The 25,541-nt window shown below is 64.9% G+C and carries 18 protein-coding genes; 10 read left to right on the top strand and 8 right to left on the bottom strand.

Features of this window, described 5'->3' with window-relative positions; all coding sequences use genetic code 11:
* Positions 1–98: 98 nt before the first annotated feature.
* The 4 genes from nirB to cobA all read left to right on the top strand — a co-directional run bounded on the left by nirB (position 99) and on the right by cobA (position 6,763).
* Positions 99–2,651 (top strand): nitrite reductase large subunit NirB, encoded by a 2,553-nt coding sequence (nirB, locus tag AZL_RS31880; protein WP_012978485.1) that lies wholly within the window; start codon positions 99–101, stop codon positions 2,649–2,651.
* 6 nt (positions 2,652–2,657) lie between these two features.
* Positions 2,658–3,050, top strand: a complete 393-nt coding sequence (nirD, locus tag AZL_RS31875; RefSeq protein WP_012978484.1) for a nitrite reductase small subunit NirD — start codon at positions 2,658–2,660, stop codon at positions 3,048–3,050.
* Positions 3,043–5,736 carry a nitrate reductase gene (locus AZL_RS31870; RefSeq protein WP_042446711.1) on the top strand — a complete coding sequence of 898 codons (2,694 nt, stop codon included), beginning with the start codon at positions 3,043–3,045 and terminating at the stop codon, positions 5,734–5,736. The genes nirD and AZL_RS31870 overlap by 8 nt, the downstream gene beginning before the upstream one ends.
* Before the next feature lie 94 nt (positions 5,737–5,830).
* Positions 5,831–6,763 carry a uroporphyrinogen-III C-methyltransferase gene (gene cobA / locus AZL_RS31865; protein ID WP_012978482.1) on the top strand — a complete coding sequence of 311 codons (933 nt, stop codon included), beginning with the start codon at positions 5,831–5,833 and terminating at the stop codon, positions 6,761–6,763.
* On the opposite strand, the gene AZL_RS31860 is transcribed toward cobA, so the two are convergent.
* A complete protein-coding gene (locus AZL_RS31860) occupies positions 6,680–7,447 on the bottom strand; it encodes an NlpC/P60 family protein (protein WP_012978481.1) in 768 nt (255 codons plus the stop codon). The genes cobA and AZL_RS31860 overlap by 84 nt on opposite strands.
* A 281-nt stretch (positions 7,448–7,728) precedes the next feature.
* On the opposite strand from AZL_RS31860, the gene AZL_RS31855 reads away from it, so the two are divergent.
* From AZL_RS31855 to AZL_RS31845, 4 genes are all read left to right on the top strand, one after another.
* Positions 7,729–9,462 carry a glycosyltransferase family 4 protein gene (locus tag AZL_RS31855; RefSeq protein WP_148219796.1) on the top strand — a complete coding sequence of 578 codons (1,734 nt, stop codon included), beginning with the start codon at positions 7,729–7,731 and terminating at the stop codon, positions 9,460–9,462.
* Positions 9,463–9,498: 36 nt separating this feature from the next.
* On the top strand, positions 9,499–10,551 hold the full coding sequence (locus AZL_RS31850; protein WP_012978479.1) for a glycosyltransferase: 1,053 nt from the start codon (positions 9,499–9,501) through the stop codon (positions 10,549–10,551).
* Between the two features lie 277 nt (positions 10,552–10,828).
* Positions 10,829–12,142: a hypothetical protein gene (locus AZL_RS36075; protein ID WP_148219795.1), complete on the top strand. Its 1,314-nt coding sequence runs from the start codon at positions 10,829–10,831 to the stop codon at positions 12,140–12,142.
* A 383-nt stretch (positions 12,143–12,525) separates the two neighbouring features.
* The gene (locus tag AZL_RS31845; protein ID WP_042446702.1) at positions 12,526–13,596 is read left to right on the top strand and encodes a saccharopine dehydrogenase family protein; all 1,071 of its coding nucleotides are present in this window, start codon (positions 12,526–12,528) and stop codon (positions 13,594–13,596) included.
* 7 nt (positions 13,597–13,603) lie between these two features.
* Here the strand turns inward: AZL_RS31845 and AZL_RS31840 are convergent, their stop codons facing one another.
* From AZL_RS31840 to uxuA, 5 genes are all read right to left on the bottom strand, one after another.
* Positions 13,604–14,617, bottom strand: a complete 1,014-nt coding sequence (locus AZL_RS31840; protein ID WP_012978476.1) for a LacI family DNA-binding transcriptional regulator — start codon at positions 14,615–14,617, stop codon at positions 13,604–13,606.
* A gap of 79 nt (positions 14,618–14,696) precedes the next feature.
* Positions 14,697–17,159: a glycoside hydrolase family 31 protein gene (locus AZL_RS31835; RefSeq protein WP_042446699.1), complete on the bottom strand. Its 2,463-nt coding sequence runs from the start codon at positions 17,157–17,159 to the stop codon at positions 14,697–14,699.
* A 93-nt stretch (positions 17,160–17,252) separates the two neighbouring features.
* Positions 17,253–18,539, bottom strand: a complete 1,287-nt coding sequence (locus tag AZL_RS31830; RefSeq protein WP_042446875.1) for an MFS transporter — start codon at positions 18,537–18,539, stop codon at positions 17,253–17,255.
* A gap of 151 nt (positions 18,540–18,690) precedes the next feature.
* Positions 18,691–19,548 carry an SDR family oxidoreductase gene (locus tag AZL_RS31825; RefSeq protein WP_012978473.1) on the bottom strand — a complete coding sequence of 286 codons (858 nt, stop codon included), beginning with the start codon at positions 19,546–19,548 and terminating at the stop codon, positions 18,691–18,693.
* Between the two features lie 11 nt (positions 19,549–19,559).
* A complete protein-coding gene (gene uxuA / locus AZL_RS31820; RefSeq protein ID WP_012978472.1) occupies positions 19,560–20,624 on the bottom strand; it encodes a mannonate dehydratase in 1,065 nt (354 codons plus the stop codon).
* A gap of 341 nt (positions 20,625–20,965) precedes the next feature.
* Here uxuA and AZL_RS31815 point away from each other — a divergent pair, with 341 nt between their 5' ends.
* Positions 20,966–21,688 (top strand): FadR/GntR family transcriptional regulator, encoded by a 723-nt coding sequence (locus AZL_RS31815; protein WP_012978471.1) that lies wholly within the window; start codon positions 20,966–20,968, stop codon positions 21,686–21,688.
* A gap of 30 nt (positions 21,689–21,718) precedes the next feature.
* On the opposite strand, the gene AZL_RS31810 is transcribed toward AZL_RS31815, so the two are convergent.
* Both AZL_RS31810 and AZL_RS31805 read right to left on the bottom strand, forming a co-directional pair.
* Positions 21,719–23,128 carry an alginate export family protein gene (locus AZL_RS31810; RefSeq protein ID WP_012978470.1) on the bottom strand — a complete coding sequence of 470 codons (1,410 nt, stop codon included), beginning with the start codon at positions 23,126–23,128 and terminating at the stop codon, positions 21,719–21,721.
* A 173-nt stretch (positions 23,129–23,301) separates the two neighbouring features.
* Positions 23,302–24,168, bottom strand: a complete 867-nt coding sequence (locus tag AZL_RS31805; RefSeq protein WP_012978469.1) for a 3-hydroxybutyryl-CoA dehydrogenase — start codon at positions 24,166–24,168, stop codon at positions 23,302–23,304.
* 343 nt (positions 24,169–24,511) lie between these two features.
* On the opposite strand from AZL_RS31805, the gene AZL_RS31800 reads away from it, so the two are divergent.
* The gene (locus AZL_RS31800) at positions 24,512–25,513 is read left to right on the top strand and encodes an ABC transporter substrate-binding protein (protein WP_012978468.1); all 1,002 of its coding nucleotides are present in this window, start codon (positions 24,512–24,514) and stop codon (positions 25,511–25,513) included.
* Positions 25,514–25,541: the final 28 nt, after the last annotated feature.

Here is a 25,541-nt window from a genome sequence, read left to right as displayed (position 1 = left end):
GGCAGGGACGCAGGCCCGTTCGGACGCCTTTCTTTTTGGCCCCGTGCCTGACCTCAAGGCAGGCCGGACACGATAGACGAGGCAGACGCGCCATGGACATGCATCTCTCATCGAACAACGGGCCCGCCGCCGAATCCGATGCCGTTGAGCTTAACGAGGCCGACCTGCCGAGCGCCGACTCTGCGAAAGAGCGGTTGGTGGTGGTCGGCAACGGCATGGCCGGCATGAAGACGGTGGAGGAACTGCTGGCCAAGGCGCCCGGCCGCTTCGACATCACCGTCTTCGGGGCCGAGCCTCATCCGAACTACAACCGCATCATGCTGTCGCCCGTGCTGGCGGGGGAGAAGACCGTCGACCAGATCGTGCTGAACAGCCACGAGTGGTACGACGCCAACGGCATCACGCTGCTGACCGGCGAGCCGGTGGAGGGCATCGACCGCGCGGCCAAGACGGTCGTCTCGCAGTCCGGCCGCGTCGTTCCCTATGACCGGCTGCTGATCGCCACCGGCTCCATGCCCTTCATCATCCCGGTGCCGGGCTCGACCCTGCCGGGCGTCATCGGCTTCCGCGATCTGGCGGATGTGGACGCCATGCTGGCGGCGGCGGCGAAGGGCGGCCGCGCCGTGGTGATCGGCGGCGGCCTGCTCGGGCTGGAGGCGGCGAACGGGTTGCGGGTCAAAGGGATGGAGGTCACCGTCATCCATCTGATGCCGACGTTGATGGAACGCCAGCTCGACCCGGCCGCCGGGATGCTGCTGCAACGCGAGCTGGAGCGCCGCGGCATCGAGGTGCTGACCGGGGCCGACACCGCCGAGATTGTCGGAAATAATCAGGGGGGCGACGAGCGGGTCGGCGCGGTCCGGCTGCGGGACGGGCGCGAGTTGCCGGCCGACATCGTCGTGATGGCGGTGGGCATCCGCCCCAACATGGCGCTGGGCAAGGCGGCCGGGCTTGAGTGCGGGCGCGGCATCCGCGTCGATGACCAGATGCGCACCAGCGACCCGTCGATCTACGCGGTCGGCGAATGCGTCGAGCATCGCGGCGTCACCTGGGGCCTCGTCGCCCCGCTGTTCGAGATGGCGAAGGTGCTGGCCCACGACCTCGCTGGCGGGGAGGGGGCGGCCTACACCGGCTCCGTCACCTCGACCAAGCTGAAGGTCACCGGTGTGGACGTGTTCTCCGCTGGCGATTTCTCCGGCGGCGAGGGGACCGAGGACATCGTGTTCCGCGATGCGGCGCGCGGCGTCTACAAGCGGCTGGTGCTGAAGGACAACCGGCTGCTGGGGGCGGTGCTGTATGGCGACACCAAGGACGGCGCCTGGTACTTTTCGCTGCTGAAGGACGGCGCCGACCTGTCGGCCGAGCGCGACACCATGATCTTCGGCCCATGTTTCTCCAATGGGGGGGGCGGTGGTGCCGATGCCGGCGACCCGAACGCCGCCATCGCCGCCTTGCCCGACAGCGCCGAGATCTGCGGCTGCAACGGCGTGTGCAAGGGCGCCATCGTCAAGGCGATCACCGAAAAGGGCCTGACCAGCCTGGACGAGGTGAAGGCGCACACCAAGGCCTCGGCCTCCTGCGGCGGCTGTTCCGGCACGGTGGAACGGCTGCTGGCGGTGACGCTGGGCGACGGCTTCACCGCGGCGCCCAAGGTCAAGCCGATGTGCAAATGCACCCACCACGGCCATGACGCGGTGCGGGCGGCCATCGTCGAGCGCGGGTTGAAGACCATGGCCGAAATTTTCCAGGCGATGGACTGGACGACGCCCGATGGTTGCGCCTCCTGCCGGCCGGCGCTGAACTATTACCTGCTGTGCGCCTGGCCGGGCGAATACAAGGACGATTACCAGTCGCGCTACATCAACGAGCGCGCCCACGCCAACATCCAGAAGGACGGCACCTATTCGGTCGTGCCGCGCATGTGGGGCGGCCTGACCAGCGCTGCGGAGCTGCGCGCCATCGCCGACGTGGTGGACAAGTTCGCCATCCCCACCGTGAAGGTCACCGGCGGCCAGCGCATCGACCTGTTCGGGGTGAGGAAGGAGGATCTGCCGGCGGTCTGGGCCGATCTGAACGCCGCCGGCATGGTCTCCGGTCATGCCTATGCCAAGGGGCTGCGCACGGTGAAGACCTGCGTCGGCTCGGAATGGTGCCGTTTCGGCACGCAGGATTCGACCGGGCTGGGCGTGAAGCTGGAGCGGATGACCTGGGGCACCTGGACCCCGCACAAGGTCAAGCTGGCGGTGTCCGGCTGCCCGCGCAACTGCGCCGAGGCGACCATCAAGGATCTGGGGGTGGTGTGCATCGACAGCGGCTATGAGCTGCATGTCGGCGGCAATGGCGGCCTGCATGTCCGCGCCTGCGACCTGCTGGTCCGTGTCGCCACCGAGGAGGAGGTGCTGGAATACACCGGCGCCTTCATGCAGCTCTACCGCGAGGAGGCCCGCTATCTGGAGCGTACGGCACCCTGGGTGGAGCGGGTCGGGCTCGATCACATCAAGGCGGCGCTGGTCGGGGATCCGGAGCGGCGCCGCGCCCTCCATGCGCGCTTCCTGTTCTCGCAGACCTTCTCGCAGGACGACCCGTGGGCGGAGCGGGCCGCCAAGGGCGTCGACCGTCACGAATTCAATCTGCTCGCCGAAGTGGGGTAAAGGATCATGGACAGCATCGTCACTGGAAACGCCATCTCCGAAACCATCTGGACCCAGGTCGGCAGCATCGACGACATCCCGGTGCTGGGCTCGCGCGTCGTCCGCACCCCCGATGGCGACATCGCCCTGTTCCGCACGGCCGCCGACGAGGTCTTCGCGTTGGAGGATGCCTGCCCGCACAAGCGGGGGCCGCTGTCGCAAGGCATCGTCCATGGCCGCAGCGTCACCTGTCCGCTGCACGGCTGGGTGATCGAGCTGGCGACCGGCGAGGCGGTCGCCCCCGACGAGGGCCGCACCGGCCATGTTCCGGTGCGGGTGGAGGGGCGCGGCGTCGCCATCGCTCTCGGCGAGGCCAGGCTCTCGCGCGGCGGCTGCCGCAAGGCCTGCGGCCATGTTTGACGAGCCTGACCCGAGCGGGGGGCCGGCCTCCGGCCATGAACGGGAGGTGAAGACGACCTGTCCCTATTGCGGGGTCGGGTGCGGGGTGATCGCGACCGTGGCGGCGGGCGGAGCCGTCAGCGTGCGCGGCGATGCCGACCATCCGGCGAACCGGGGACGGCTCTGCTCCAAGGGGGCGGCGCTGGCCGACACGCTGGTGCCGGACGGGCGGCTGCTCCATCCCGAAGTCAACGGGCGGCGCGTGTCGTGGGACGCGGCGCTGGACGCGGTGGCCCGGCGCCTTTCCGACACCATCGCCACGCATGGGCCGGATTCGGTCGCCTTCTATGTCTCCGGCCAACTGCTGACCGAGGATTATTACGTCGCCAACAAGCTGATGAAGGGTTTCATCGGCTCGGCCAATATCGACACCAATTCGCGCCTGTGCATGGCCTCGTCGGTGGTCGGGCACAAGCGGGGCCTGGGCGCCGACGCGGTGCCGGGGAGCTATGAGGATTTCGAGCGCGCCGATCTGGTGGTGCTGGTGGGCTCCAACCTCGCCTGGTGCCACCCGGTGCTGAACCAGCGGCTGCTGGCGGCGCGGGCGGAGCGCGGCACGCGGATCGTCGTGGTCGATCCGCGGCGGACCGATTGCGTCGATGCCGCCGACCGCCATCTGGCGCTGAAGGCCGGCACCGACGCGCTGCTGTTCAACGGGCTGCTGGCCTATCTGGACGGCAACGGCCATCGCGATGCCGGTTTCGTCGGCGCCCACGCCGAGGGGGCGGAGGAGGCGCTGGCCGCCGCCCGCGCCGACGCGCCGGACCTCGCGACGGTGGCCCGCCGCTGCGGGCTGGCCGAGGCCGAGGTCGCCGCCTTCTATGCCGAATTCGCGGCGACCGACCGCGTGGTGACGGTCTATTCGCAAGGCGTCAACCAATCCTCCCAGGGCAGCGATACGGTCAACGCCATCCTGAACGCGCATTTCCTGACCGGGCGCATCGGGCGGCCGGGCTGCGGCCCCTTCTCCGTCACCGGCCAGCCGAACGCCATGGGCGGGCGCGAGGTCGGCGGGCTGGCGAACCAGCTTGCCGCCCATATGGGCTTCTCGGCGGCGGAGGTCGATCGGGTCGGCCGTTTCTGGAGCGCGCCGCGCGTGGCGGACAAGCCGGGGCTGAAGGCGGTGGATCTGTTCCGCGCCATCGAGGCCGGCACGGTCAAGGCGGTATGGATCATGGCGACCAATCCCGCCGTCAGCATGCCCGATGCCGGGCGGGTGCGCCGGGCACTGGAGCGTTGCGAGACGGTGGTGGTCTCCGACTGCGTCCGCGACACCGACACCGGCCGCCTTGCCCATATCCGCCTGCCGGCCATGGGCTGGAGCGAGAAGGACGGCACCGTCACCAATTCCGACCGCAACATCTCGCGCCAGCGCGCCTTCCTCGCCGGTGCGGGGGAGGCGCGGGCCGACTGGTGGATCGTCACCCAGGTCGCCCGTCGCATGGGCTTCGCCGAGGCGTTTGCGTACGAGAGTGCGGCCGCCGTTTTCCGCGAGCATGCGGCGCTGTCGGGCTTCGAGAATGGCGGGACGCGGGCCTTCGACATCGGGGCGCTTGGCGGACTCGACGAGGACGGTTACAAGGCGCTGGCGCCTTTCCCCTGGCCCTGGCGGGCGGGTGCCAAGCCGCGGAAGCGGCTGTTCGGCGACGGCCGCTTCTTCACTGCCGATGGGCGCGCTCGGATGCTGCCGATCACGGCGAAGCCGCCGCCCCGCCCCGTTCCCGACGGCGGCCTGCTGCTGAACACCGGGCGGCTGCGCGACCAGTGGCACACCATGACCCGCACCGGCCTGTCGGCGCGGTTGTCCGCCCATGCGCCGGAGCCCCGGCTGGACATCCACCCGGCGGATGCGGCGGCGCGGGGGCTGACGGATGGCGGGCTGGCCCGCATCGCCACGGCGGCGGGGGAGGCGCTGGCGCGGGTGCGCGTCACCGATGCCCAGAGCGAAGGCGCCATCTTCCTGCCGATGCACTGGACCGACCGCTTCACCGCTTCTTGCGTCATCGGCCGGCTGATCGACGACGAGGCGGTCGACCCCTTCTCCGGCCAGCCCGACCTGAAGCGGATGCCGGCGACCGTGGCGCCCTGGCGGGCGGACTGGACCGCCTTCCTGCTGGTCCGCCGGGCGGTGGAGCCGGCCCATGGCGGCTATTGGGCCCGCCGGGCTGTGGCGGGCGGGCATCTGGTGGAAATGGCGGGGATGGGGGCGATCCCCGATCTTGCGGGCTGGCTGCCCGGTCTCGACCCCGCCGAGTCGGTTGTCGAGTTCCGCGACCCTGCGCGCGGCGATCTGCGGATGGCATGGATGGAGGGCGACCGGCTGGAGGCCTGCCTGTTCGTCGCCACCGACGGCCGCCTGCCGCCGCGCGGCTGGCTCGCCGGGCTGCTGGAATCGGACGGGCTGGACGACGGCGCGCGGGCCGGGCTGCTCGCCGGGCGGGCGCCGGGGGCTCAGGCGGATGAGGGGCGGATCGTCTGCGCCTGCTTCGGCGTCGGCATCAACCGGCTGGTCGGTGCGATCCGCGACCGGCGCCTGACCAGCGTGGCGGAGATCGGCGTGGCGTTGAAGGCCGGCACCAATTGCGGATCCTGCGTGCCCGAACTCAAGGAGGTGCTTCGTCATGCCCATCAGCGCGAAATGGCGTGATAGCCGGATTCTCCCTCTCCCCCCTGGGGAGAGGGCTGGGGTGAGGGGGGCGCGCGGCGGAGCCTTTTGGGATTGGCTGCGCGTCAGATATTCAATGTTCGCTCTTCTGGCGGAGGCGTTTTCCCCCTTACCCCGACCCTCTCCCCGCTCTCAGCGGACCTTCGGTCCGCCTGCCGCGACAGCGCAAACTTCGTTTGCGCGAAAGCGGGGGGGAAAGGGGGATGACGGCGGGGGAGGCGCAGGCTGCGGGCCCGTCACCCTGGTCGGCGCCGGTCCCGGCGACCCCGACCTGCTCACCGTCGCGGCGGTCAAGGCGCTCGCCGCCGCCGAGGTCGTTCTCCACGACGCGCTGGTCGGCGACGGCATCCTCGACCTCGCTCCTCAGAAGGCGGAGCGCATTTGCGTCGGCAAGCGCTCCGGCCGGCATTCGTTGCCGCAGGGGGAGATCAACGCGCTGATCGCCTTCCATGCGCGGCGCGGCAAGCGGGTGGTGCGGTTGAAGGGCGGCGACCCGATGGTTTTCGGCCGGGCGGGGGAGGAGATCGAGCATCTCGACAGCCTCGGCATTCCGGTTCGCGTCATCCCCGGCATCACCGCCGCGCTTGGCTGCGCCGCTTCGACCGGGCTGTCGCTGACCAAGCGCGGGGTGTCGCGCGCCGTCACCTTCGTCACCGCCCATGGCCGCGACGGCGAGCGGTTCGAGCCCGACTGGGCGCGGCTGGCCGATCCGCAGGGCACGCTGGCGATCTATATGGGGCGGGAACAGGCCCGCGCGGTGGGCCAGGGCCTGACCGGGGCCGGGTTGCCGGCGGCCACGCCGGTGCTGGCGGTGGAGAATGGTTGCTGGCCCGACGAACGGCGCTTTTGGACGAGTCTCGGCGCGATGGCGGAACAAGGGGTGGCCGCCGGCAAGGGGCCGACCCTGCTGCTGGTGGGGGAGGCGCTACGCCCGCGTCAAAGTGGGGCGGCGGACGCCGTTGATCTTGGCGCGCTTGGCGACCTCGCCCAGGGGCTCGATCACCACTGACATGGTGAAGACGGTGGCGTGCAGCAGGTTCGTCCCGTCCATCATCAGCCCGACATGGCCGGGGAAGAAGACGATGTCGCCGCGCTCATAGGCGACATCCCCGCCATCCTCCGACAGCCACGTCCCCAGCCGCTCGTCCTTGCGTTGCATGCCGCTGCTGTGGTGGGACACCACGCCGGCCGCCGCCATGGCCGTCAGCACCAGCCCGGAACAGTCGATGCCGAAGCTGCTGCGGCCGCCCCAGACATAGGGTGTCTCCAGAAAGCGCAGGGCGGTGGCGATGTGGTTGGGTGCGGCGGCGGCGTCCACCGGCTCCAGCCAGCCGGCGAACAGCCACAGCCCGTCGTCGGTGCCGACCCAGCCATTCTCGGCCCGGCCGTCCAGCGTCACCAGCGAACCGAAGCTGAGCGTCGCCACCGGCGGCGCCCGGTGCGTCGGGCCGGGATGCAGGTCGGCGCGCAGGGCCCGCACCCGGTGGGTGGGGGCGACCGGCTCGCGATGCGCGGTGGCGGGGGGGAGCCAGCCGACATGGCCGTCGAAGGCGTTCTCCGCCCGTAGCCAGCCGTTCCGCTCCTCCAGGATGCGGAAACGCTCGCCGCGGATCATCTCGCTGGTCTGGTCGATGCCGTCTTGCGGCTCCTCCAGCAGGACGGCATGCGGGGCGGTCAGTTGGCGGATGGACATGGCGGTCGGCGGGAAAGTGGCAAAGCTCTGCGGAACATAGCGCTCCTCGGAGGGGCGCGGCCATGGAAATCACCGGCCCAAGCGTCGCCGCTCCTCCTTCCGGATGTTACATCTGGTTACCATTCGTCGATAGTTTCCACAAGATAGCGTTATATATCTCATTTATTTCTCGTTATAGTAATAACGAACATCAATATATATCAAAAATGATGATTAAAAAATTTTACAATTATTAAAAATTGTTTTTCCCGTGTGGATGGCGGGGAAGCAGATTCCACAAAATGAAGAAAGATCAATCCATGGATATTGTCGATACCCTCACTGTATCCAATGAACAGAACGCAGAATCCTGTGCGATTTATTATGTCCCGGAGGCATATGAAGGGGATAAGAGAAACGTCGTCGGTCGCCAGTCGGCTGGATCCGGCTTTCTTGATGCTCTGATTGAGCATGGTGGCCAGGAAACGATGCGATGCATCGTCGACAGCAGCCGGACTCATGAGGAATTCAAGAAGCGGGTGGCCGCCGTCGATGCCCGGATGACCACAAAAATGGTATCCGCCGGCGATTACGGGCAGATGAGGGAAGCCGGTTGCCTGTTCACGCCGGGACCTTTGGTCGCCGACTCCGCATGGACACGCCGTTATTCGGTTGGGGAACGGTGTCACAGCATTTGTGGTATCACGCATTCCATCGCGACGGAGCGGGTGATCCGCAGCATCCGCGACCTCATGCTTGCTCCCACCCAGGCATGGGACGCCTTGATCTGTACATCTCCGGCGGTTCGCGATGCGACGGACAAAGTCATCGAAATCTGGAACGAGTATCTTGAAAGCCGCGGAATGAAGTCGATCCGGCCACCGGTTCAGCTTCCCGTCATTCCGCTCGGGGTCAATCTGGAGAAATTCTCCCGCACCGATGAAGCGCTGGAAAAAGGACGGCAGCTTCGCCAACGGCTTGGAATAGCGCCCGAAGATATTGTGGTTCTGCATTTCGGCCGCTTCGATTTCCGTTCCAAACTGCATCCCAGCCCTGTTTTCCGTTCCATGGAGCTGGCTCGTTGCATCTATCGCAAGTCCCGCCTGCATCTTCTCATGGTCGGTCAATTCAGCGACCAGGCCACCGCCGCCAATTTCCAGGCGGCGCAACGGCTTTACTGCTCCGATCTCCCGGTTCATTGGATTGACGGTGCCGACATCCCGGCGGCACAGGCCAGCTGGACGGCGGCTGACATCTTTATTTCATTGTCGGATAATGTGCAGGAAAGCTTCGGCATGACGCCGGTGGAGGCGATGGCGGCCCAGCTTCCCGGTGTCGTCAGCGATTGGGATGGATACAAGTCGACCGTCATCGATGGTGACACGGGATTCCGTATTCCCACCTTGATGGCGCCTCCGGGGGCGGGCATCGACCTCGCCGATGCGCATGCACGCGGTGCGATAGATCATTATGCATTCATCGCTCATGTGTCGCAATCAACCGCGATCGACATTGATGTCTGCGCCGCGAGAATCGCCCATCTCGCGCAGGATGGCGATCTGCGTCGGCGCATGGGTGAAGCCGCCCACCAGCGGGCCCGAAGCGTGTATGACTGGCGCATCGTCATTCAATCCTATCGGGAATTGTGGCGGGAGCTGTCGGAACTGCGCGCGCATGTTCCGGCCTTGTCCGAGCGGCGCCGTGACCAGGAGACGGTTCATCCTGATTATCCTGATCTGTTCCGAATGTTCGGCGCTTATCCCACGGCGACGCTGACCGACGACATGCTGGTTGAATGGGCCGATGCGGACGCGTTTACCGCGCTGCGGCGCAGCCGCATGATCCCAATGGATCAATATTCGCTGCCGGTGATGCTGGATCATGGCGCCACCGACGGGTTGGTCGCGTTGCTGGAGCGAGGCCCAAGGAGTGTCGGCGAGATTGCCAGAATATGTGGCATCACTGATATGAAGCGTCTGAATAGGACCCTCGTCCGCTTGTATAAATTCGGAGTTCTCAAGATAAATATCCAATAAACCCCTAGTTAATAATTGCGTTATTGGAGAATTTTCATGAAGATATGCTTCATTCTGTCATCTTATATAAGCCATTTGCGCGCTGGAATTGATTATATTTATAGTCTTTGTTCGGCAGGAATCGATATTGTCAAAACAATAGAGGATGCTGATATCGTAATTATTCACGACGAACCGTATAGGATGGTGAATTATTTTAGAGCAAATCCGATCTTAAAAGATAAATATGTAATTGGATACTGTGTCTGGGAGGCGGATCGACTGAATCCCAACCAATACCGCTGGCTGGGGTTGCTGGATGAAATCTGGACGTGTTCAGTATTTTGTCGTGACATCATGCGGGCTGTGAACAAGCCTGTGCATGTGGTTCCCCATATCGTGAAGCCGGCGAAGACCGATCCCGAGGCGGATGCAAGGCTGCGTGAGCGGCTTGGGCTGGCTGAAGAGCGTTTTGTCTTCTACACCATGGGCTATGAGTGGGAGCGCAAGAACATTGATGCCGCGCTCAAGGCTTTCACCCGGGCCTTCCCCGACGGTTCCACCACCTTCGTCGTGAAGACGACCGCTCCTCTGCAATCCGCGCTCTTGCACAGTCCCGGCGTTCTCAATGTGGTTGGCCACATAACGGATGAAGAGATCGCCGCCTTGCATCGCATCGGGCATTGCTATGTCAGCGCCCATTGTTCCGAGGGCTGGGGGCTCTGTCTCAGCGAGGCCATGGCGAACGGCAACCTTGTGGTTGCGACCGGCTACAGCGGCAACATGGATTTTATGAACTCAGGGAATTCACTGCTTGTCGACTATACCATCGAGCCGATTCGGCAGCCGGCCACGCGAACCTTTATGGGCTTCGATCATACGTTGACTTATGCCAGCTGGGCTTATGTCGATGAATGCCATCTGAGCATTCAACTTCGTCGTGCCTATGATGAATGGAGTGAACTCCAGCCGCTGCGGGATCGCGCCCGTGCCGTCATTGATCAATTCTCCAGTGCCGTCGTCGGGGAAGTCATGCTCCAAAGACTTAAGGAGGTGATGGAGCGGAATGTCCTCGAGAAAATCGATGTTGATTATATAAATGCGGAATGATTTTGATTAATCAAGGTATATAAATTATATTTAAGAAATAAAACATGCATTATTTTGATAATGCAATGTGCTTAATTATAAATTAATTACACTGGACGAGGTGCCTGTATTTAATTTTAAATAGATGATTTATCAGATAAAGGTGAATTCACTCATTCTCATACCGCGCCTGAGCTCTTTGTGATGCTCGGAAGGCGTATGACGGAACCATCATCGTGCGACGACGATGGATGCGGGCGCATGTCCAATGCGCGTTTCAATAATGAAAGGCCAAGTCATGACCAGCTCAAATTCACAGTATCCGAATGCGATCGCTATCGATGCCGGTAGTGTCATCGGAGATCTGGAGATAAAAATTGGCATTTTGGAATATAATGATGGCTACGCATACCCACAATTTTCAAATAACGGCCAAATTCAAATCAGTGTCAGCAATGGTAGGGTGGATACGGGATCCTGTGGTATTCTAATTCCTATCGATAATATATTTAAAGGGGGTTCAAAATATCAAAATTATATCAATATCGCAAGAGCTGCTATGCAGTATGGTGCAAACGAATTAAAGAATGGATTAAATTCATCCATTGTGCAGACCGCAATAAACAATGCATTTTCTGTATGCGAGTCTAATAATGCTTTTCTAAGTGGTGTGAGTTATATACCGAACTCATTCACAGAGCTGGCATATCAACCATCCAATGATGTCGTTTTCCATGGCTCTTTCTTGGTGAACGATATCGGGATTGGTCTGGTTGGCAATGATCTTCCCTTGGCGGTTGCACAGAATGTCGTCATCATGGGTGGCATTACTGGTGATGTCATGGTTGGAGTCGGATTTGATCGTGCGTTGATGGGGGATAATCCATTCCTGGCAAATATATATAATCCCAATGATATGAATGATGCACTTTACCCATCCTATTGTATCACTGCCGCGGTTGGCGGAACAGGGGGACGAAACCAAATCTATCTTGGAGCGAATCCAAATGATGGTGACTTCAATTTTCAAATTCTTGGCAATAATATTCATGGTAATGCCTACCAAAATTCATCATGGCAATCCCCCTCTGGATATATTGAATGGAGTAATAGCAACGGCATAAGTGAAAATTCTATTTGTTCTCTTATAGTTGATACTGGAATAAACCCGATGTTGATAAAAAATATCCAAGATTTCCCTGATCCAGAGAGTGTGAATTCTCAATTCAACCTGAATGTCCGTATGGATGATAGCTCTGGCAGCGGTAAATATATATTGAATTATAATATTGATGTCACAGGAAGTGGATATGCCAATTTGCGCTCAGGAACCAATGACTGTGTTCCAGTTTTTAAAACTAATTTGAGTAAAACTTTTTATGACTCTTACAGTCCGAATAATGAAGCCATATATAGAAATGATGGAACGAATGATAATAGTAACTCTCCAACATTGATCGACGTTATATTTAACAGTGCTCCGAACGATTCCAACAACAATGGTAGGCCTTTCGTCAATATGGGTTTCAACCCGCTGATGAATCATGACATGATATTTGATGCTCTTAACAACTCTGTTGGATTTGGTGCCTACACCCCCAATTCTCAGTAATCGCTCCGGCGTCGACGCTGTTTTCCGTCAAAGCGCTGTGCGTTCAGCATGAAACGCACAGCGCTTTGATTTGATGCTTGGTGATTGGAGCTAACGTCCAAAATCGATTCTGATTTTGCGCGATCCGATCCAGACCTGACGGTGTGTCCGTCTTGGGAGGCAGTGCGGCCTTGATGCCGTCCAGTGTCCGTCATCCGGTATGGCCATTCATTTTTCATGGCCAGCCGGCATTTCGCCGCCTTTTCCGTCAATCCGCCGGAAAACGCCCGCGTTTTCGGCGCATTGCCCGGTTCAGCCCGGCGCTCCCCGCCGACATTCTTCGTATGCGGGCGATCCCGCCAACACACGCATGGCTGAACAGTGGAGCGCTGGAGATGGCAAGGATGAAGGTTCTGGTTCTGGGCGCCGGCAAGATCGGCTCGATGATCGGCACGCTGCTGTCGGAGACCGATGATTTCGCCGTCACCATCGGCGACCGCGACGAGGCGCTGCTCCACCGCGCCGAGCGGGCAGGGCTGCGGGTGGCCCGCGTCGATGTCGAGGACCAGGATTCGCTGCGCGCCGCCATGGCGGGCCAGGGGGCGGTGTTGAGCGCCTGCCCCTTCACCCTGACCCCGGCGATCGCCACCGCCGCCGTCGCGGCCGGCGCCCATTACCTCGACCTGACCGAGGATGTCGCCGCCACCCGCCAGGTGAAGGCGCTGGCCGAGACCGCCGGCAGCGCGCTGATCCCGCAATGCGGCCTGGCGCCGGGCTTCATCTCCATCGTCGGCCATGACCTCGCCCGCCGGTTCGACGCGCTGCACAATCTGCATCTCCGGGTCGGCGCCTTGCCGCAATATCCGACCAACGCCCTGAAATACAATCTGACCTGGAGCACCGACGGCCTCATCAACGAATATTGCAACCCGTGCGAGGCCATCGTCGACGGCCGCCCGCACGAGGTGATGCCGCTGGAGGGCGACGAGCGCTTCGCGCTGGACGGCGTCGATTACGAGGCCTTCAACACCTCGGGCGGGCTGGGCTCGCTGTGCGAGACGTTGGCCGGCAAGGTGCGGAACCTCGACTACAAGACGGTGCGCTATCCCGGCCATCGCGACATCGTCCGCCTGCTGATCCGCGACCTGCGGCTGGGCGAACGGCGCCATCTGCTGAAGGATGTGCTGGAGACCGCGGTGCCGTTGACCTTGCAGGACGTGGTTCTGGTGCTGGCGACCGCCACCGGCATGCAGGAGGGAGAACTGCGCCAGGAGACCTTCGCCACGAAAATCTACAGCAAGCCCATCGCCGGCCGGACCTGGAGCGCCATCCAGGTCACCACCGCCGCCGGCATCTGCGCCGTGCTGGATCTGCTGCGCGAGGGTTCCATCCCGCAGGCGGGATTCATCCGCCAGGAGCAGGTGCCGCTGGACGCCTTCCTCGCCAACCGTTTCGGCCGGCACTACAAGGGGTGAGGTCTTTTCACACCTGGAAGGGCAGGAGGGCGGCGCCGGGGGTTTCGCCGCGCCAGATCGTCTGCAACTGGTCGACGATGTGGCGCCCGAACTCGGCATAGGGCACATGGATGGACTCCAGCCACGGGGCGATCCAGCGGTTGAGATCGCTGCCGTCGATGCTGACGACCAGACAATCGTCCGGAATGCGGATGCCCCGCTCCATGGCGGCGCGGTAGACGCCATAGGCGATCTGGTCGCTGACGCAGAGGATGCCGTCCGGCCGCGTGCTTCCGGCAAACAGCGTTCGGGCGGCGGCATAGCCGACGTCCAGATGCGAAAGGCCCGGCGCCCGTGCCGGCGCCAGCCGGTCGGGCAGGATGCCGAGCTCCGCCATCCGGCGGCTGAAACCGGCCTCGCGCTCCCTCGTCACCACCGAGCCTTCCAGCGGTCCGATGACCACCGGGGTCCGGCAGCCGCGCGACCATAGCCGGTCCGCCGCCGCCGCCCCGGCCGCCTCGTTGTCGATGCCGACGAAAGCGCCGGGGGCGTCGGGGGTCGAACTGTAGGGGTTGGGGCGGCAGGCGAAGACGACCGGCTCGCCACGGGCGACGAAGTCGGCCAGCCCCGGACTCTTGATGTTGGTGACCAGGATGTAGCCGCCGACCGATTGCGACCGCATCGCCTGAAGGTAATCGTCCTGCAAATCCTCGCGGTCATGGGTGTCGCACAGGGTCATGACATGGCCGATGTCGCGCAACGCCGCCTCGGTCGCCGAGGCGATCATCGCCATGACCGGGTTGTTGAGGTTCGCCGTCAGCATCGCGACGACGCGGCTTTTGCCCTGTTTCAGGGCGCGGCCGATCTGGTTCGGCTTGTAGCCCAGCCTGTCCACCGCCTGCCGCACCCGCGCCACGGTTTCGGGCGAGGCGCGGTGGGTCTGGCCGTTGACGATGCGCGACACCGTGGAGATCGACACATCGGTCGCGGCGGCGATGGTGGCGAGCGAAACCGGTCCCGCCGCCTTGCGACTCTTTTCCATGATCCGCGCTACCCCTCCTGCCGCCGGTTCGGCCTTTGATATACCTTCAGGACTGAACCGGCATCAGGTCTGACGCCCGTCAGTCGTCGGCGAGCGTGACGGCGACGGTCCGCCAGCCGTCGGCGATGCGGTCGGACGCCACCACGCCGCCGGCGATTTCCAGGGCGCGGCGCTCCTGCGGTGGCAGCAGCAGGGTCAGGGCCGTGGCGGCGGGCGGGCGGGCACCCTCCCTGCCCAGCGCCACCGTCAGCCGGTCGGTTCCGGCGGTGACGGCGACCGTCCAGCGGCCATGGCCGCCGTCGCGGTAAGCCTCGCTCTCCCCGTCATCCTCATAGCATTCGGCGCGGAAGGCGCCGGTGCCGCGATGGGGGAACAGGGCGAAGCCGCGCTGGTCCGCTCCCTGGTTGAAATGCTGTTCGGCGAGGTTCAGCGGAATGGCGCAGCCGGCCCGCGCCAGCAGCGGCGGACGGTCCCACGGCGCCGCCAGCGTCACCGTTTGCCCGCCGGTGAAGCTTTCCCCGGTCCAGGCGTCGTACCAGTCGGCCCCCGCCGGCAGATAGACCGCGCGGTCCCGCCGCCCCGGCTCCACCACCGGCGCCACCAGCAGGTTGGGGCCGAGCAGCATCTCGTCATTTTCATCGAAGCAGCGCGGATCCTTGGGGAAGTCGAGGAAGGTCGGCCGGATCATCGGCTCGTAGGAATCGTGATAGCGCCACAGCAGGTCGTAGAGATAGGGGGTCAGCCGGGCGCGCAGCTTGATCAGCCGGCTGATCGCCGGGGTGATCTGTGGATACATCCAGGGCTCGTTGACGGTCTTGTCGTCGTTCCAGGAATGGATGGAGAAGCGCGGCAGGAAGATGCCGAACTGCACCCAGCGCAGGAACAGCTCGGCATCCGGGGCCGGGCCGGAGAAGCCGCCGATGTCGTGGCCGGTGTTGGACACGCCCGACAGAGCCAGGCCGGTGCCCATGCGCACATTGTATTTCAGCGTTTCCCAACTGGTGTAATTGTCGCCCGACCAGGTCTGGACATAGCGCTGCATGCCGGCGGCCCCGGCGCGCGAGATCAGGAAGGGCCGGGTGCCGGGCGCAAACTCCTTCTGGGCCTCTTTCGAGGCGCGGATCATCAGCAGCGTGTGCAGTGGCTTGGCGTCGCGCGCCGGGAAGGGCGTGCCGAAACCGGCGGCCTGGGCGCGGTCGCTCCAGATCTCGAACTCGTTGTTGTCGTTCCAGGTGGCGGCGATGCCGGGTTCCAGCAATGCCTCCTTCACCCGCGCCTTCCACCAGTCGAGCGTCTTCGGGTTGGTGAAGTCGAGATAGGCGCCGGCCTCGTCCCAGAACTGCACCATCGCCGGGCTGCCGTCGGGGTCGCGCACCAGCAGCCCCTCGCGCACCGCCTCCTCGAAACGGGGATGGTCGCGCAGCAGGCAAGGCTTGATGTTGGCGCACAGCCGCACGCCATGGTCGAGGTAATGGCGGGCGAAGGCGGCCGGGTCGGGGAACTTGTCGCGGTTCCAGTGGAAGACGTAGCGCTTGTCGGCGATCGAGGTATAGCCCGACGACAGGTGGAAGGAGTCGCAGAGGATGTCATGCTCCTCGCACTTCGCCAGGAACTCGTTCATCCGGTCCTGGGCGTCCGGCGCGTCGGTGTAGGTCATGGTGGAGCCGGAATAGCCCAGGCTCCATTTCGGCATGAAGGCGGGCTTGCCGGTCAGCCAGGTGAAGCGCCGGGTGATGTCGGCCGGGGTCGACCCGGCGATGACGTAGTAATCGAGGTCACCGGCATCGGCGACGAAATAGCGGTAATGGCCGTGATAATTGTCCAGCTCGCGGCCCATGTCGAAGTCGCAGTCGGACAGGGTGTCGTAGAAGATGCCGAACGGGACCCGCGCCGCCTTCTTCCAGGTGATGTAGAAGGGGATGTGCTTGTAGAGCGGATCCGTCGTCCGGGCGCTGTAGCCCATCGCGTCCAGATTGCTCATCCGGTAGGACTGGCCGTGGCGGTCGGCGGTTCCCGACCGCTCGCCCAGGCCGAAATACATCTCGTCGGCGGCGTCGCGCTTCAGATAGTGATAGACCCGCTCATCCCACCAGCCGAAATTGTAATTCTGGGTGGGACGGTCGGCGGCCACCGCATGCCACGTCCCGTCGACCTGGGTCTCCCAGCGGCAGAACAGGCCGGTCAGCGCGATGGTCAGGCGCAGCCGGGCGGTCGCGACCACCAAGGTGCCGGCGCTCTCCTCCACCGTGAACGCCGGGCGGGAGAAGCCGGTCAGGTCGAAGCGGTCGCGGCCCTCCGCCGGCACATCCTCCGCCCCCGGCGCCACCGTCCAGCTGCGCGGGCTGCTGAGCCGCCCGCCGGGCAGCACCATGACGCGGACGATGTCGTCCTCCAGCACGAACAGATGGGCGACATGGCCGCCCTCGGCCGCGCGCAGCGTCAGGCGGGCGCCGTCCCGCTCCGCCAGGGCGAAGACCGGGGGGGCGGACAGCGACGTCGCGGAGGGGGCGGAAGCCGACGGGTTCGGAAGCGGCTGGGTCATGATGGGTCTCGATGGATTGGCGAGGGGGCGTTCGCGAGGGGGCGGCACCGGAGGCGCCGCGCCCCATGGAAACGGAACTGCGGAATGGGCCGATCAGCGGGCGGCGGCGGTCCCCGCCGGGGTCTTGTCGCCGCGGTCGCGCAGCAGGGCGATGGCGACGCAGGCGCCGACCAGATCGAACACGGTCAGGCAGACGAACAGCGGGGCATAGCCGATGGTGGTGGCGAGCGCGCCGACGATCAGCGAGAAGGTCAGGCCGCCGGTCCAGGCCGCCGTGCCGGTCAGGCCGTTGGCGGTCGCCACCTCGTGGCTTTCGAAGACGTCGGCGCTCAGCGTGTTGATCAGGGCCGAGATCATCTGGTGGGCGAAGCCGCCCAGGCAGAACAGGGCGATGGCGGTGTAGGCGTCGGTGGCCAGCCCGATCAGGCCGGGGCCGATCATGCAGATGGCCCCGATGACGACGCCGGCCAGCCGCGAATTAACCACCGAGAACTTGAAATGCTTCATGAAGAAGGGCGAGAGATAGCCGCCGAGGATGCCGCCGAAATCGGCCGCCAGGAAGGGCATCCAGGCGAACAGGGCGATCTGCTTGATGTCCATCCCGCGTTCGGTGGCGAGATAGAGCGGGATCCAGAAGCTGAAGGTCTGCCACGCCGGCTCGGCCAGGAAGCGGGGGATGGCGATGCCCCAGAAGCGCTTGGTGCTGAGGATCTCCTTGACCTTGGGCTTCACGCGGGCGCCGCCGGCGCCGGTCACCGGCGGATTCTGGCCGGCGGTGATGTAGGCATGCTCCTCGGCGGTGATGTTGGGATGGTCGGCGGGCGAGCGGTAGAACAGCCACCACAGCGCTGCGAAAACGAAACCGAGAGAACCGGTGACGATGAAGGCGGTCGACCAGCCATGCTGCATCTGGACATAGACGACCAGCGGCGGCGCCAGCATCGCGCCCAGCGAGGTGCCGGCGTTGAACCAGCCGACCGCGACCGAGCGTTCCTGTTTCGGGAACCATTCGCCGACCGCCTTGATGCCGGACGGGATGGCCGCCGCCTCGGTCAGGCCGAGCATGCCGCGGAACAGGGCCAGCGACAGCCAGCCGGTGGCGAAGCCGTGCAGGCAGTTGGACACCGACCACAGGACGGCGAACAGCGCGAAGCCGATCTTCAGCCCGAGGAAATCGACGATGTAGCCGCAGACCGGCTGCATCACCGTATAGGCGAGCTGGAAGGCGGCGACGACGTAGGAATATTCCTGCGTCGTGAAGTTCATCTCGGTCTTAAGGATGGGGGCCATCACGCCGAGAGAGTTGCGCGCCAGATAGTTGATGACGGTTCCCAGGCAGATCAGAACGATGATCCACCATCTCAATCCCTTGATCTTCAACGTTTCCTCCAATGGCGGGCAGCATCGTGGCTTTTCTTGGGGCCTCCGGTTTCCGGAAGGCCCAGGGTCGGAAAGCGCGGTGCCGGGACGGGCCCGGATGTGAACGGCCGCCGGGCGTCGGCCTTTTGAAACGGGAGCGGAGGACGGGCGCTCAGACGCCCGAATAGGCGGCGAAGCCGCCATCCACCGGAATGACGGTGCCGTTGACGAAGCCGGACGCCTTGGCGCTGGCCAGCCACAGCAGGGTGCCGGTCAGTTCGTGCGCCTCGCCGAAACGGCCCATCGGGGTGTGGTCGACGATCTTGCGGGCGCGCGGCGTCATCTCGCCGGTCGCGGCGTCGATCAGCAGGGCGTGGTTCTGCGCGGTCAGGAAGAAGCCCGGCGCCATGGCGTTGACGCGGATGCCGGTCTTGGCGAAATGCACCGCCAGCCATTGCGTGAAGTTGCTGACCGCCGCCTTGGCGCCGCTATAGGCGGGGATCTTGGTCAGCGGGCGGAAGGCGTTCATCGACGAGACGTTGATGATGCCGCAGCCCTGCCGGCCGATCATCTGGCGGGCGAAGATCTGGGTCGGCAGCAGCGTGCCGAGGAAATTCAGGTCGAAGACGAACTTGATGCCGACGGGATCAAGGTCGAAGAAGCTGGTCAGCGACGGATCGGCGAGATCGCCCTCCTCCAGCCATTCCTTGGTGGTTGTACCGCGCGGGTGGTTGCCGCCTGCGCCGTTGACCAGCAGGTCGCACGGCCCCAGGCTTTCCAGCACCACGGCCGCCGCCCGCTCCAGCGAGGCGCGGTCGAGAACGTCGGCGGCGATGCCGACGGCCTCCTTACCCTCGGCCCGCAGCGACGCCGCCACCTGCTCGGCGGCCTCCGCCTTCAGATCGAGGATGGCGACGCGGGCGCCGGCCTTGGCGAGAGCGCGGGCGAAGCCGGCGCACAGGACGCCGCCGCCGCCGGTGACGACGGCGACCTTGCCCTGGAGATCGGCGGGGTTGAAGGGGTTTTCCATGGTATGGATCCTCACTTCCCGCCGTTGGTCTTGGCGGCTTCGCCCTTGGCGACGCCTTCCCACAGGCCGTTCAGATAGACGGCGCCCAGCGCCCGGTCATACAGGCCGTAGCCCGGCTTGCCGGTCTCGCCCCAGATCATGCGGCCATGGTCGGGCCGGGCGTAGCCGTCGAAGCCGGCTTCGTAATAGGCCTTGACGATCTCGGCCATGTCGAGCGAGCCGTCGGCGGAGCGGTGGCTGGTCTCGTGGAAGTCGCCGGCCTCGTTGATCTTCACGTTGCGCAGATGGGCGAAGTGGATGCGCTTGCGTCCGGCGAATTCACGCACCAGGGCCGGGATGTCGTTCTTGCAGGACGCGCCGAGCGAACCGGAGCACAGCGTCAGCCCGTTGGCCGGATGATCGACGATGGCGAGCAGCCGTTCGAGGTCGGCGCGGTCCTTGACGATGCGCGGCAGGCCGAAGATCGGACGGGGCGGGTCGTCGGGATGGATCGCCATGCGGATTCCGACCTCGGCGGCGACCGGGATGATGCGCTTCAGGAAATGGTCGAGGTTGCTCCACAGCGTCTCCTCGTCCACCTCGGCATAATCGGCCAGCAGCGCCTTGAGTTGCTCCGGACGGTAGCTGGCGTCCCAGCCCGGCAGCGAGATGCCCTGGCTGACGTCGATCTTCTCGACCGTCGCGGTGTCGAAGGCCAGCGTGGTCGAGCCGTCCGGCAGCGTCATGTCCAGCGCCGTGCGGGTCCAGTCGAACACCGGCATGAAGTTGTAGCAGATCACCTTGATGCCGCACTGGGCCAGATTGCGGATGGTGGCGCAGTAATTGTCGATCAGCCGGTCGCGCGACGGCTTGCCCAGCTTGATGTCCTCATGGACCGGGACGCTTTCGATCACCTCGAGCTCGAGGCCGTGCGCCTCGATCTTGCTCTTCAGCGCCTGGATGTTGGCGACCGGCCAGACCTCGCCAACCGGCACGTCGTAAACCGCCGACACGATGCCGGTCATGCCGGGGATCTGCCGGATGTGGCTGAGCGGGATCGGGTCGGACTCGCCGTACCAGCGGAAGGTCATCTTCATCGTCGGTCTCGTCAAAAGCGTGCAGGCCGGCGGTCGGCGCTGCGGGATGAGTGATGGATCAGGCCGGGCGGCGCCGCTTGCGCCGACCAGCGGAAGCGGGTCCGGTGGTCCACTGGCCTGACCAGTTGGGCAAACGTTAGCCTAATCGTCTGACCACCCGCAAGAGGGCTTTTCAAGGGCGAACGGACCGGCTTGGCGAGGCGTTTCCGGTGAAAGCCCGATGGCGCTTGGATTTTGCCGCGCTCCTGGTGTTGGATGCGTCACCGCGCCGCACGGGCGCCGGCCTGGCCCGGCGCGATCATCGCGGGCCGCGCAGCAGAAAGTCGTTCCGGAGCAGTGTCATGGATTTGCCGACGGTCAAGGTCGAGCGCCTGTATCGCCAGATATCGAACGTGCTGATCCAGTACATCCGAGACGGGCATTTCGCCCCGGGCCAGCTGTTGCCGGGGGAGCGCGATCTCGCCAAGCAGCTCGGCGTCAGCCGTTCCTCGGTGCGCGAGGCGCTGATCGCGCTGGAGATCAATGGCTGGGTCGAGATCCGTACCGGGCATGGGGTCTATGTCCGCCCCACCCCACCCGATGATGGCGAGGCGGCGGCGACGGCGGACACGGGGACGGCGGAGGAGGAGATCGGTGTCGAGGCGCTGATGGAGGCGCGCGAGGCGATCGAAGGCGAGATCGCGGCGCTCGCCGCGAAGAAGGCGACGGATGTGCAGATCGACGCCATCACCCGCATCGTCGAACGGATGGAGGCGGATGCGGCGGCCGGCGACATGGAGACCTTCCACGAGCATGACCAGCAGTTTCACCAGATGATCGGGGCGATGACGGGAAACCCACTCTTCGTCGACCTCACCGACATGCTGTGGCGCAAGCGCAAGACCCTGCATTACGCGAAGTTCGAGCGCCGCTATTCCGACGGCTCGATCATCGTCAGCATGTGCGCCGACCACCGGGTGATCCTGGAGGCGATCCGCGGCCGCAACGCCGCCGCCGCCCGGCAGGCGATGCGCCGGCATATCCGCAACGCGCAGAAGCGGTTGTTCGGTGGGCGGGGCAAGTGAGGAGCCCTTTCCCCACCCGGCCGGCTTGGATCAGAACTTGAACACCGCCTCCATCCCGGCGAACTGGATCGTCTTCGCCGGGCCGCTACCCTTCAGGAAGGCTCCCGGACGGAACAGCGAATAGGAGATCAATCCCTCGAAGGAGCGGCCGGAGCCGTAGGACAGCACCAGTTCGCCCTGGGTGCCGATGTAGCGCGCCCGCGACGCGGCGCCGGCGCGCAGCAGGCCGCCGGTCAGGTCATAAACACCATCCCCCAGGCGCTCGCGCCAATAGCCGATGGCGGAGGCGGTGAGGCTGAACCCGTCGGACAGGACGAGGTCCAGCGACGGGTGCAGGTTCATCAGGTTGTAGGGGCCGACCGGCGTCAGCTCGCCGAAATATTTCGCGCGGGGAAACAGCGGGTTGAAGGTCTCCAAACGGTCGTCGCGCGGGTTGCCGTCGCCGCTGGCGATGTTGGCCTTCAGGCCCAGCCGCGGTTGCAGCGGCAGCGCGGTGAAGCGATAGCCGCTGTCGGTGGCGAGCGACCATGCCTGGATCGACCCTCCGCCGAAACGGCCGAACTGGCCCATCGCCTCCCAGTTCCAGTCCCAGCCGGCCGCCTTGCCGAAGCTGCGCAGGCCGATGGTGTGGCGCAGTTCGCTGGCCTTGCCGGCGTCGAAGCCGGCGCGGCGGTTGCGGTAGCCGAGGTAATAGGCGTCCAGCCCGGCGCTTCCGCCGCTTCCAAAGCCCAGATCGAGCGGCCGCGTGGCGTAGAGCCCCCAGGCGGTGCGTCTGGCGTCGCGGCCATCGTCGAACAGGTCCGGCGTCGGCTGGACCGGCCGGCCATAGAAGGCGTCGACCCGCCAGGGGCCGGCGCTGACGATGCCCTTCACCGCGTCGAAGGCGCGGGGAACATTGGCGCCGTAGCGCAAGGAGATCAGCCGTTCCGAACCGTAGGCCAGCATCTGGCGGCCGACGCGCACCGTTCCCTGGGCGTCGCCCAGCGGGACATTGACGTCGGCGAAGCCCTGCATCAGGTCGATGCGGTCGGAATCGGGCGGGGCGAGAGGCTTCAGCTTGCCCAGCGTGTCGGCCATGATCAACTGGCCGAACAGGCGCAGGCTGTCGCCGACGCGCAGATCGGCATAGGGCAGGGCGCGCCATAGCCCATAGGCGTCGCTGCGCGGTTCGTCCCGGCCCCAGCCGCTGTTGCGGATCGCCTCGCCGCGCAGGCGCAACTCCAGCCCGGTGGACAGCGAGGCGGAGCCGTCCGCCGTGACCGGGATCGCCTTGAACCGCTCCCAATAAGCCCCGGTTCCGGCGCCGGGCGCGAGGAGATAACGGTAATCCTCGTCGAAGCGGCTGTTGGTCAGCGGCGGCGGGTTGGCTGGTCCGGCGGCGTGGACCGGGCCGGCCGACAGCAAAAGGGCGACCGCAGCCGCGCGAAGGCGGACCGGCATGGGGCATCTCCATGAGGACGCTGGAACGCGCCGATCCTATGGCGATGCCCGGCCGGGGGATTGCTCCATCCGAACCGCTTTTGACGGTTCTGCGCACCGTCGCCGGGAGTCCGCCGGGTGTCGGATGGAAGCGGCATCCGGTGGTCTCGCCCGCGGGTGGCCTCGGGCTGCCCTTACTTGCTGTAGTCGTAGAAGCCGCGGCCGGTCTTGCGGCCGAGATAGCCGGCGTCGACCATCTCCTTCAGCAGCGGGGCCGGGCGGTATTTCGGGTCGTTGAAGCCTTCATAGAAGACCTCCATCACCGACAGCATGGTGTCCAGGCCGATCAGGTCGGCGAGCGCCAACGGGCCGATCGGGTGGTTGCAGCCCGCCTTCATGCCGGCGTCGATGTCCTCGGCGGTGGCGATGCCATCCTGCAGAGCGAAAATCGCCTCGTTGATCATCGGGCAGAGGATGCGGTTGACGGCGAAGCCGGGGCTGTTCTTGGCGGTGATCGGCGACTTGCCGACGCGCTTGGCGAAGGCCATCGCCTTGGCGTGGGTGTCGTCGCTGGTCTGGATGCCGCGGATGATCTCCAGCAGCGCCATCAGCGGCACCGGGTTGAAGAAATGCAGGCCGATGAAGCGGTCCGGACGGTCGGTCGCGGTCGCCAGCTTGGTGATGGAGATCGACGAGGTGTTGGTGGCGACCAGCGCCTCCGGCTTCAGGAGCGCGCAGAGGTCCTTGAGAATCTTGATCTTCAGATCCTCGTTCTCGGTCGCGGCCTCGATCACCAGATCGCAGGTGCCGAGCTTGGACTTGTCGGTGGTGGCGGTGATGCGCGCCAGGGCCGTCTCGCGGTCGGCGGCGGTCATCTTCTCCTTCTTGACCAAACGGTCCAGGCTGCCGCCGACGGTCGACAGGCCGCGCTGCACCGCCGCCTCGGAGATGTCGGTCATCACCACCGTCAGGCCGGCGACGGCGCAGACCTGGGCGATGCCGTTGCCCATGGTACCGGCGCCGATGACGCCGATCGTTTCGATTCCCTTGCTCTCGGCCATTGTTTCTCGTCCCTATTGGTTCGCGGTCGACTGGTTGGTCATTGCGCTGGTTCGCAGGTGCAGCAAGTTCTACACGTTTTTCCATTGCGTCGCGATGACTTGTCGTAAGCGGCAGGGGCGACTTTCGCCCGGCGCGGCGTCCTGCCGCAGCCCGGCCGTCGGCGGAAATCCGCCGATGACGCCGAACGCACCGGCGGATTTCCGCCGACGCTGTGCTCCGCTTGGAATGGCTGGTCCAGGCTTTCCAACTGTTTGCGCGGCGAACTGATTATGGCATGCCCCTTGCTCCTTCTCCGGGCAACCGCGGCGACGGGCCGCGGATCAAGACCCAGGGGAGAGAAAGATGCTCCGGAACAGCCTGCTTGCCGCCGCCGCCTTCGCCGCCGCCAGCCTCGCCGCGCAGGGGGCCTCGGCCGCCGATCTGGTCCGACTCGGCAACCTGAAATTCGCCCATTACGGCGCGGTCTCCTACATGAAGGAGATCGCCGGCAAGTATGACCTGAAGATCGAGGAGCGGGTCTTCCCCAAGGGCATCGACATCCTGCCGGCCATCGTCGCCGGGGAGATCGATGCGGCCGCCAGCGCGGTCGACGCCGCCATCGCCGGCCGGGCGTCGGGCGTGCCGATCTATGCGGTGGCCGGCTTCGCCAAGGGTGGGGCGCGCATCGTCGCCAGGCCGAACGCCGGCATCAAATCCGTCGCCGACCTGAAGGGCAAAAAGGTCGCCACCCCGCGCGGCGGCGCGCAGGAACTGATCCTGCTGGCCGAGCTGGCCAAGCATGGGCTGAGCTGGTCGGACCGTCCCGGCAAGGATGTGCAGATCGTCTACATGGCCTATGCCGACATGAATCAGGCGCTGCTCGCCGGCAGCATCGACGCCATGTCGCAGTCCGAACCGCAGTCGAGCCAGGCCATCAACAAGGGTTTCGGCGTCGAGGTGGTCAAGCCCTATGACACCGAGCTGGGCGAGCCGGTGCGCTCGCTGGTGGTCACCGAGGATTTCTACACGAGGAAGCGCGACGTGGCCGAGCGGCTGGTCCGCTGCTTCGTCGAGGCGACGGCGACCTTCATCGCCAACCCCGATCTGGCCGAGAAATACGTTCGCGAGCAGATGTTCAAGGGCCAGATCACCAGCCAGGACTTCAAGGACGCCATCGGCAACTCGCCTTACAGCTACGACATCTCGGTGGCGCATGTGCAGGTCACGACCGACATGATGCAGAAGTTCGGCGTCGGCCGCATGGAGAACCCGCCGAAGGCCGCCGACTGGGTGAAGCTGGACCTGCTGGAGAAGGCCAAGGCCGCCCAGGGCGGCGACAAGAGCGGGGCCGTCAAGACCAACTGAGCCACATCCAGCGCAGGGAGGACGCCCC

Origin of the sequence: Azospirillum sp. B510, assembly GCF_000010725.1 — a bacterium.
GTDB lineage: Bacteria > Pseudomonadota > Alphaproteobacteria > Azospirillales > Azospirillaceae > Azospirillum > Azospirillum lipoferum_B.
The sequence above is the reverse complement of the archived record's forward strand: the minus strand, read 5'-3'. Positions and strand labels throughout refer to the sequence as shown.

Coding starts and splice junctions, on each gene's coding strand:
- nirB (WP_012978485.1), top strand. CDS start 99: ATGCATCTCTCATCGAACAACGGGCCCGCCGCCGAATCCGATGCCGTT.
- nirD (WP_012978484.1), top strand. CDS start 2,658: ATGGACAGCATCGTCACTGGAAACGCCATCTCCGAAACCATCTGGACC.
- AZL_RS31870 (WP_042446711.1), top strand. CDS start 3,043: ATGTTTGACGAGCCTGACCCGAGCGGGGGGCCGGCCTCCGGCCATGAA.
- cobA (WP_012978482.1), top strand. CDS start 5,831: ATGTTCGCTCTTCTGGCGGAGGCGTTTTCCCCCTTACCCCGACCCTCT.
- AZL_RS31860 (WP_012978481.1), bottom strand. CDS start 7,447: ATGTCCATCCGCCAACTGACCGCCCCGCATGCCGTCCTGCTGGAGGAG.
- AZL_RS31855 (WP_148219796.1), top strand. CDS start 7,729: ATGAAGAAAGATCAATCCATGGATATTGTCGATACCCTCACTGTATCC.
- AZL_RS31850 (WP_012978479.1), top strand. CDS start 9,499: ATGAAGATATGCTTCATTCTGTCATCTTATATAAGCCATTTGCGCGCT.
- AZL_RS36075 (WP_148219795.1), top strand. CDS start 10,829: ATGACCAGCTCAAATTCACAGTATCCGAATGCGATCGCTATCGATGCC.
- AZL_RS31845 (WP_042446702.1), top strand. CDS start 12,526: ATGAAGGTTCTGGTTCTGGGCGCCGGCAAGATCGGCTCGATGATCGGC.
- AZL_RS31840 (WP_012978476.1), bottom strand. CDS start 14,617: ATGGAAAAGAGTCGCAAGGCGGCGGGACCGGTTTCGCTCGCCACCATC.
- AZL_RS31835 (WP_042446699.1), bottom strand. CDS start 17,159: ATGACCCAGCCGCTTCCGAACCCGTCGGCTTCCGCCCCCTCCGCGACG.
- AZL_RS31825 (WP_012978473.1), bottom strand. CDS start 19,548: ATGGAAAACCCCTTCAACCCCGCCGATCTCCAGGGCAAGGTCGCCGTC.
- uxuA (WP_012978472.1), bottom strand. CDS start 20,624: ATGAAGATGACCTTCCGCTGGTACGGCGAGTCCGACCCGATCCCGCTC.
- AZL_RS31815 (WP_012978471.1), top strand. CDS start 20,966: ATGGATTTGCCGACGGTCAAGGTCGAGCGCCTGTATCGCCAGATATCG.
- AZL_RS31810 (WP_012978470.1), bottom strand. CDS start 23,128: ATGCCGGTCCGCCTTCGCGCGGCTGCGGTCGCCCTTTTGCTGTCGGCC.
- AZL_RS31805 (WP_012978469.1), bottom strand. CDS start 24,168: ATGGCCGAGAGCAAGGGAATCGAAACGATCGGCGTCATCGGCGCCGGT.
- AZL_RS31800 (WP_012978468.1), top strand. CDS start 24,512: ATGCTCCGGAACAGCCTGCTTGCCGCCGCCGCCTTCGCCGCCGCCAGC.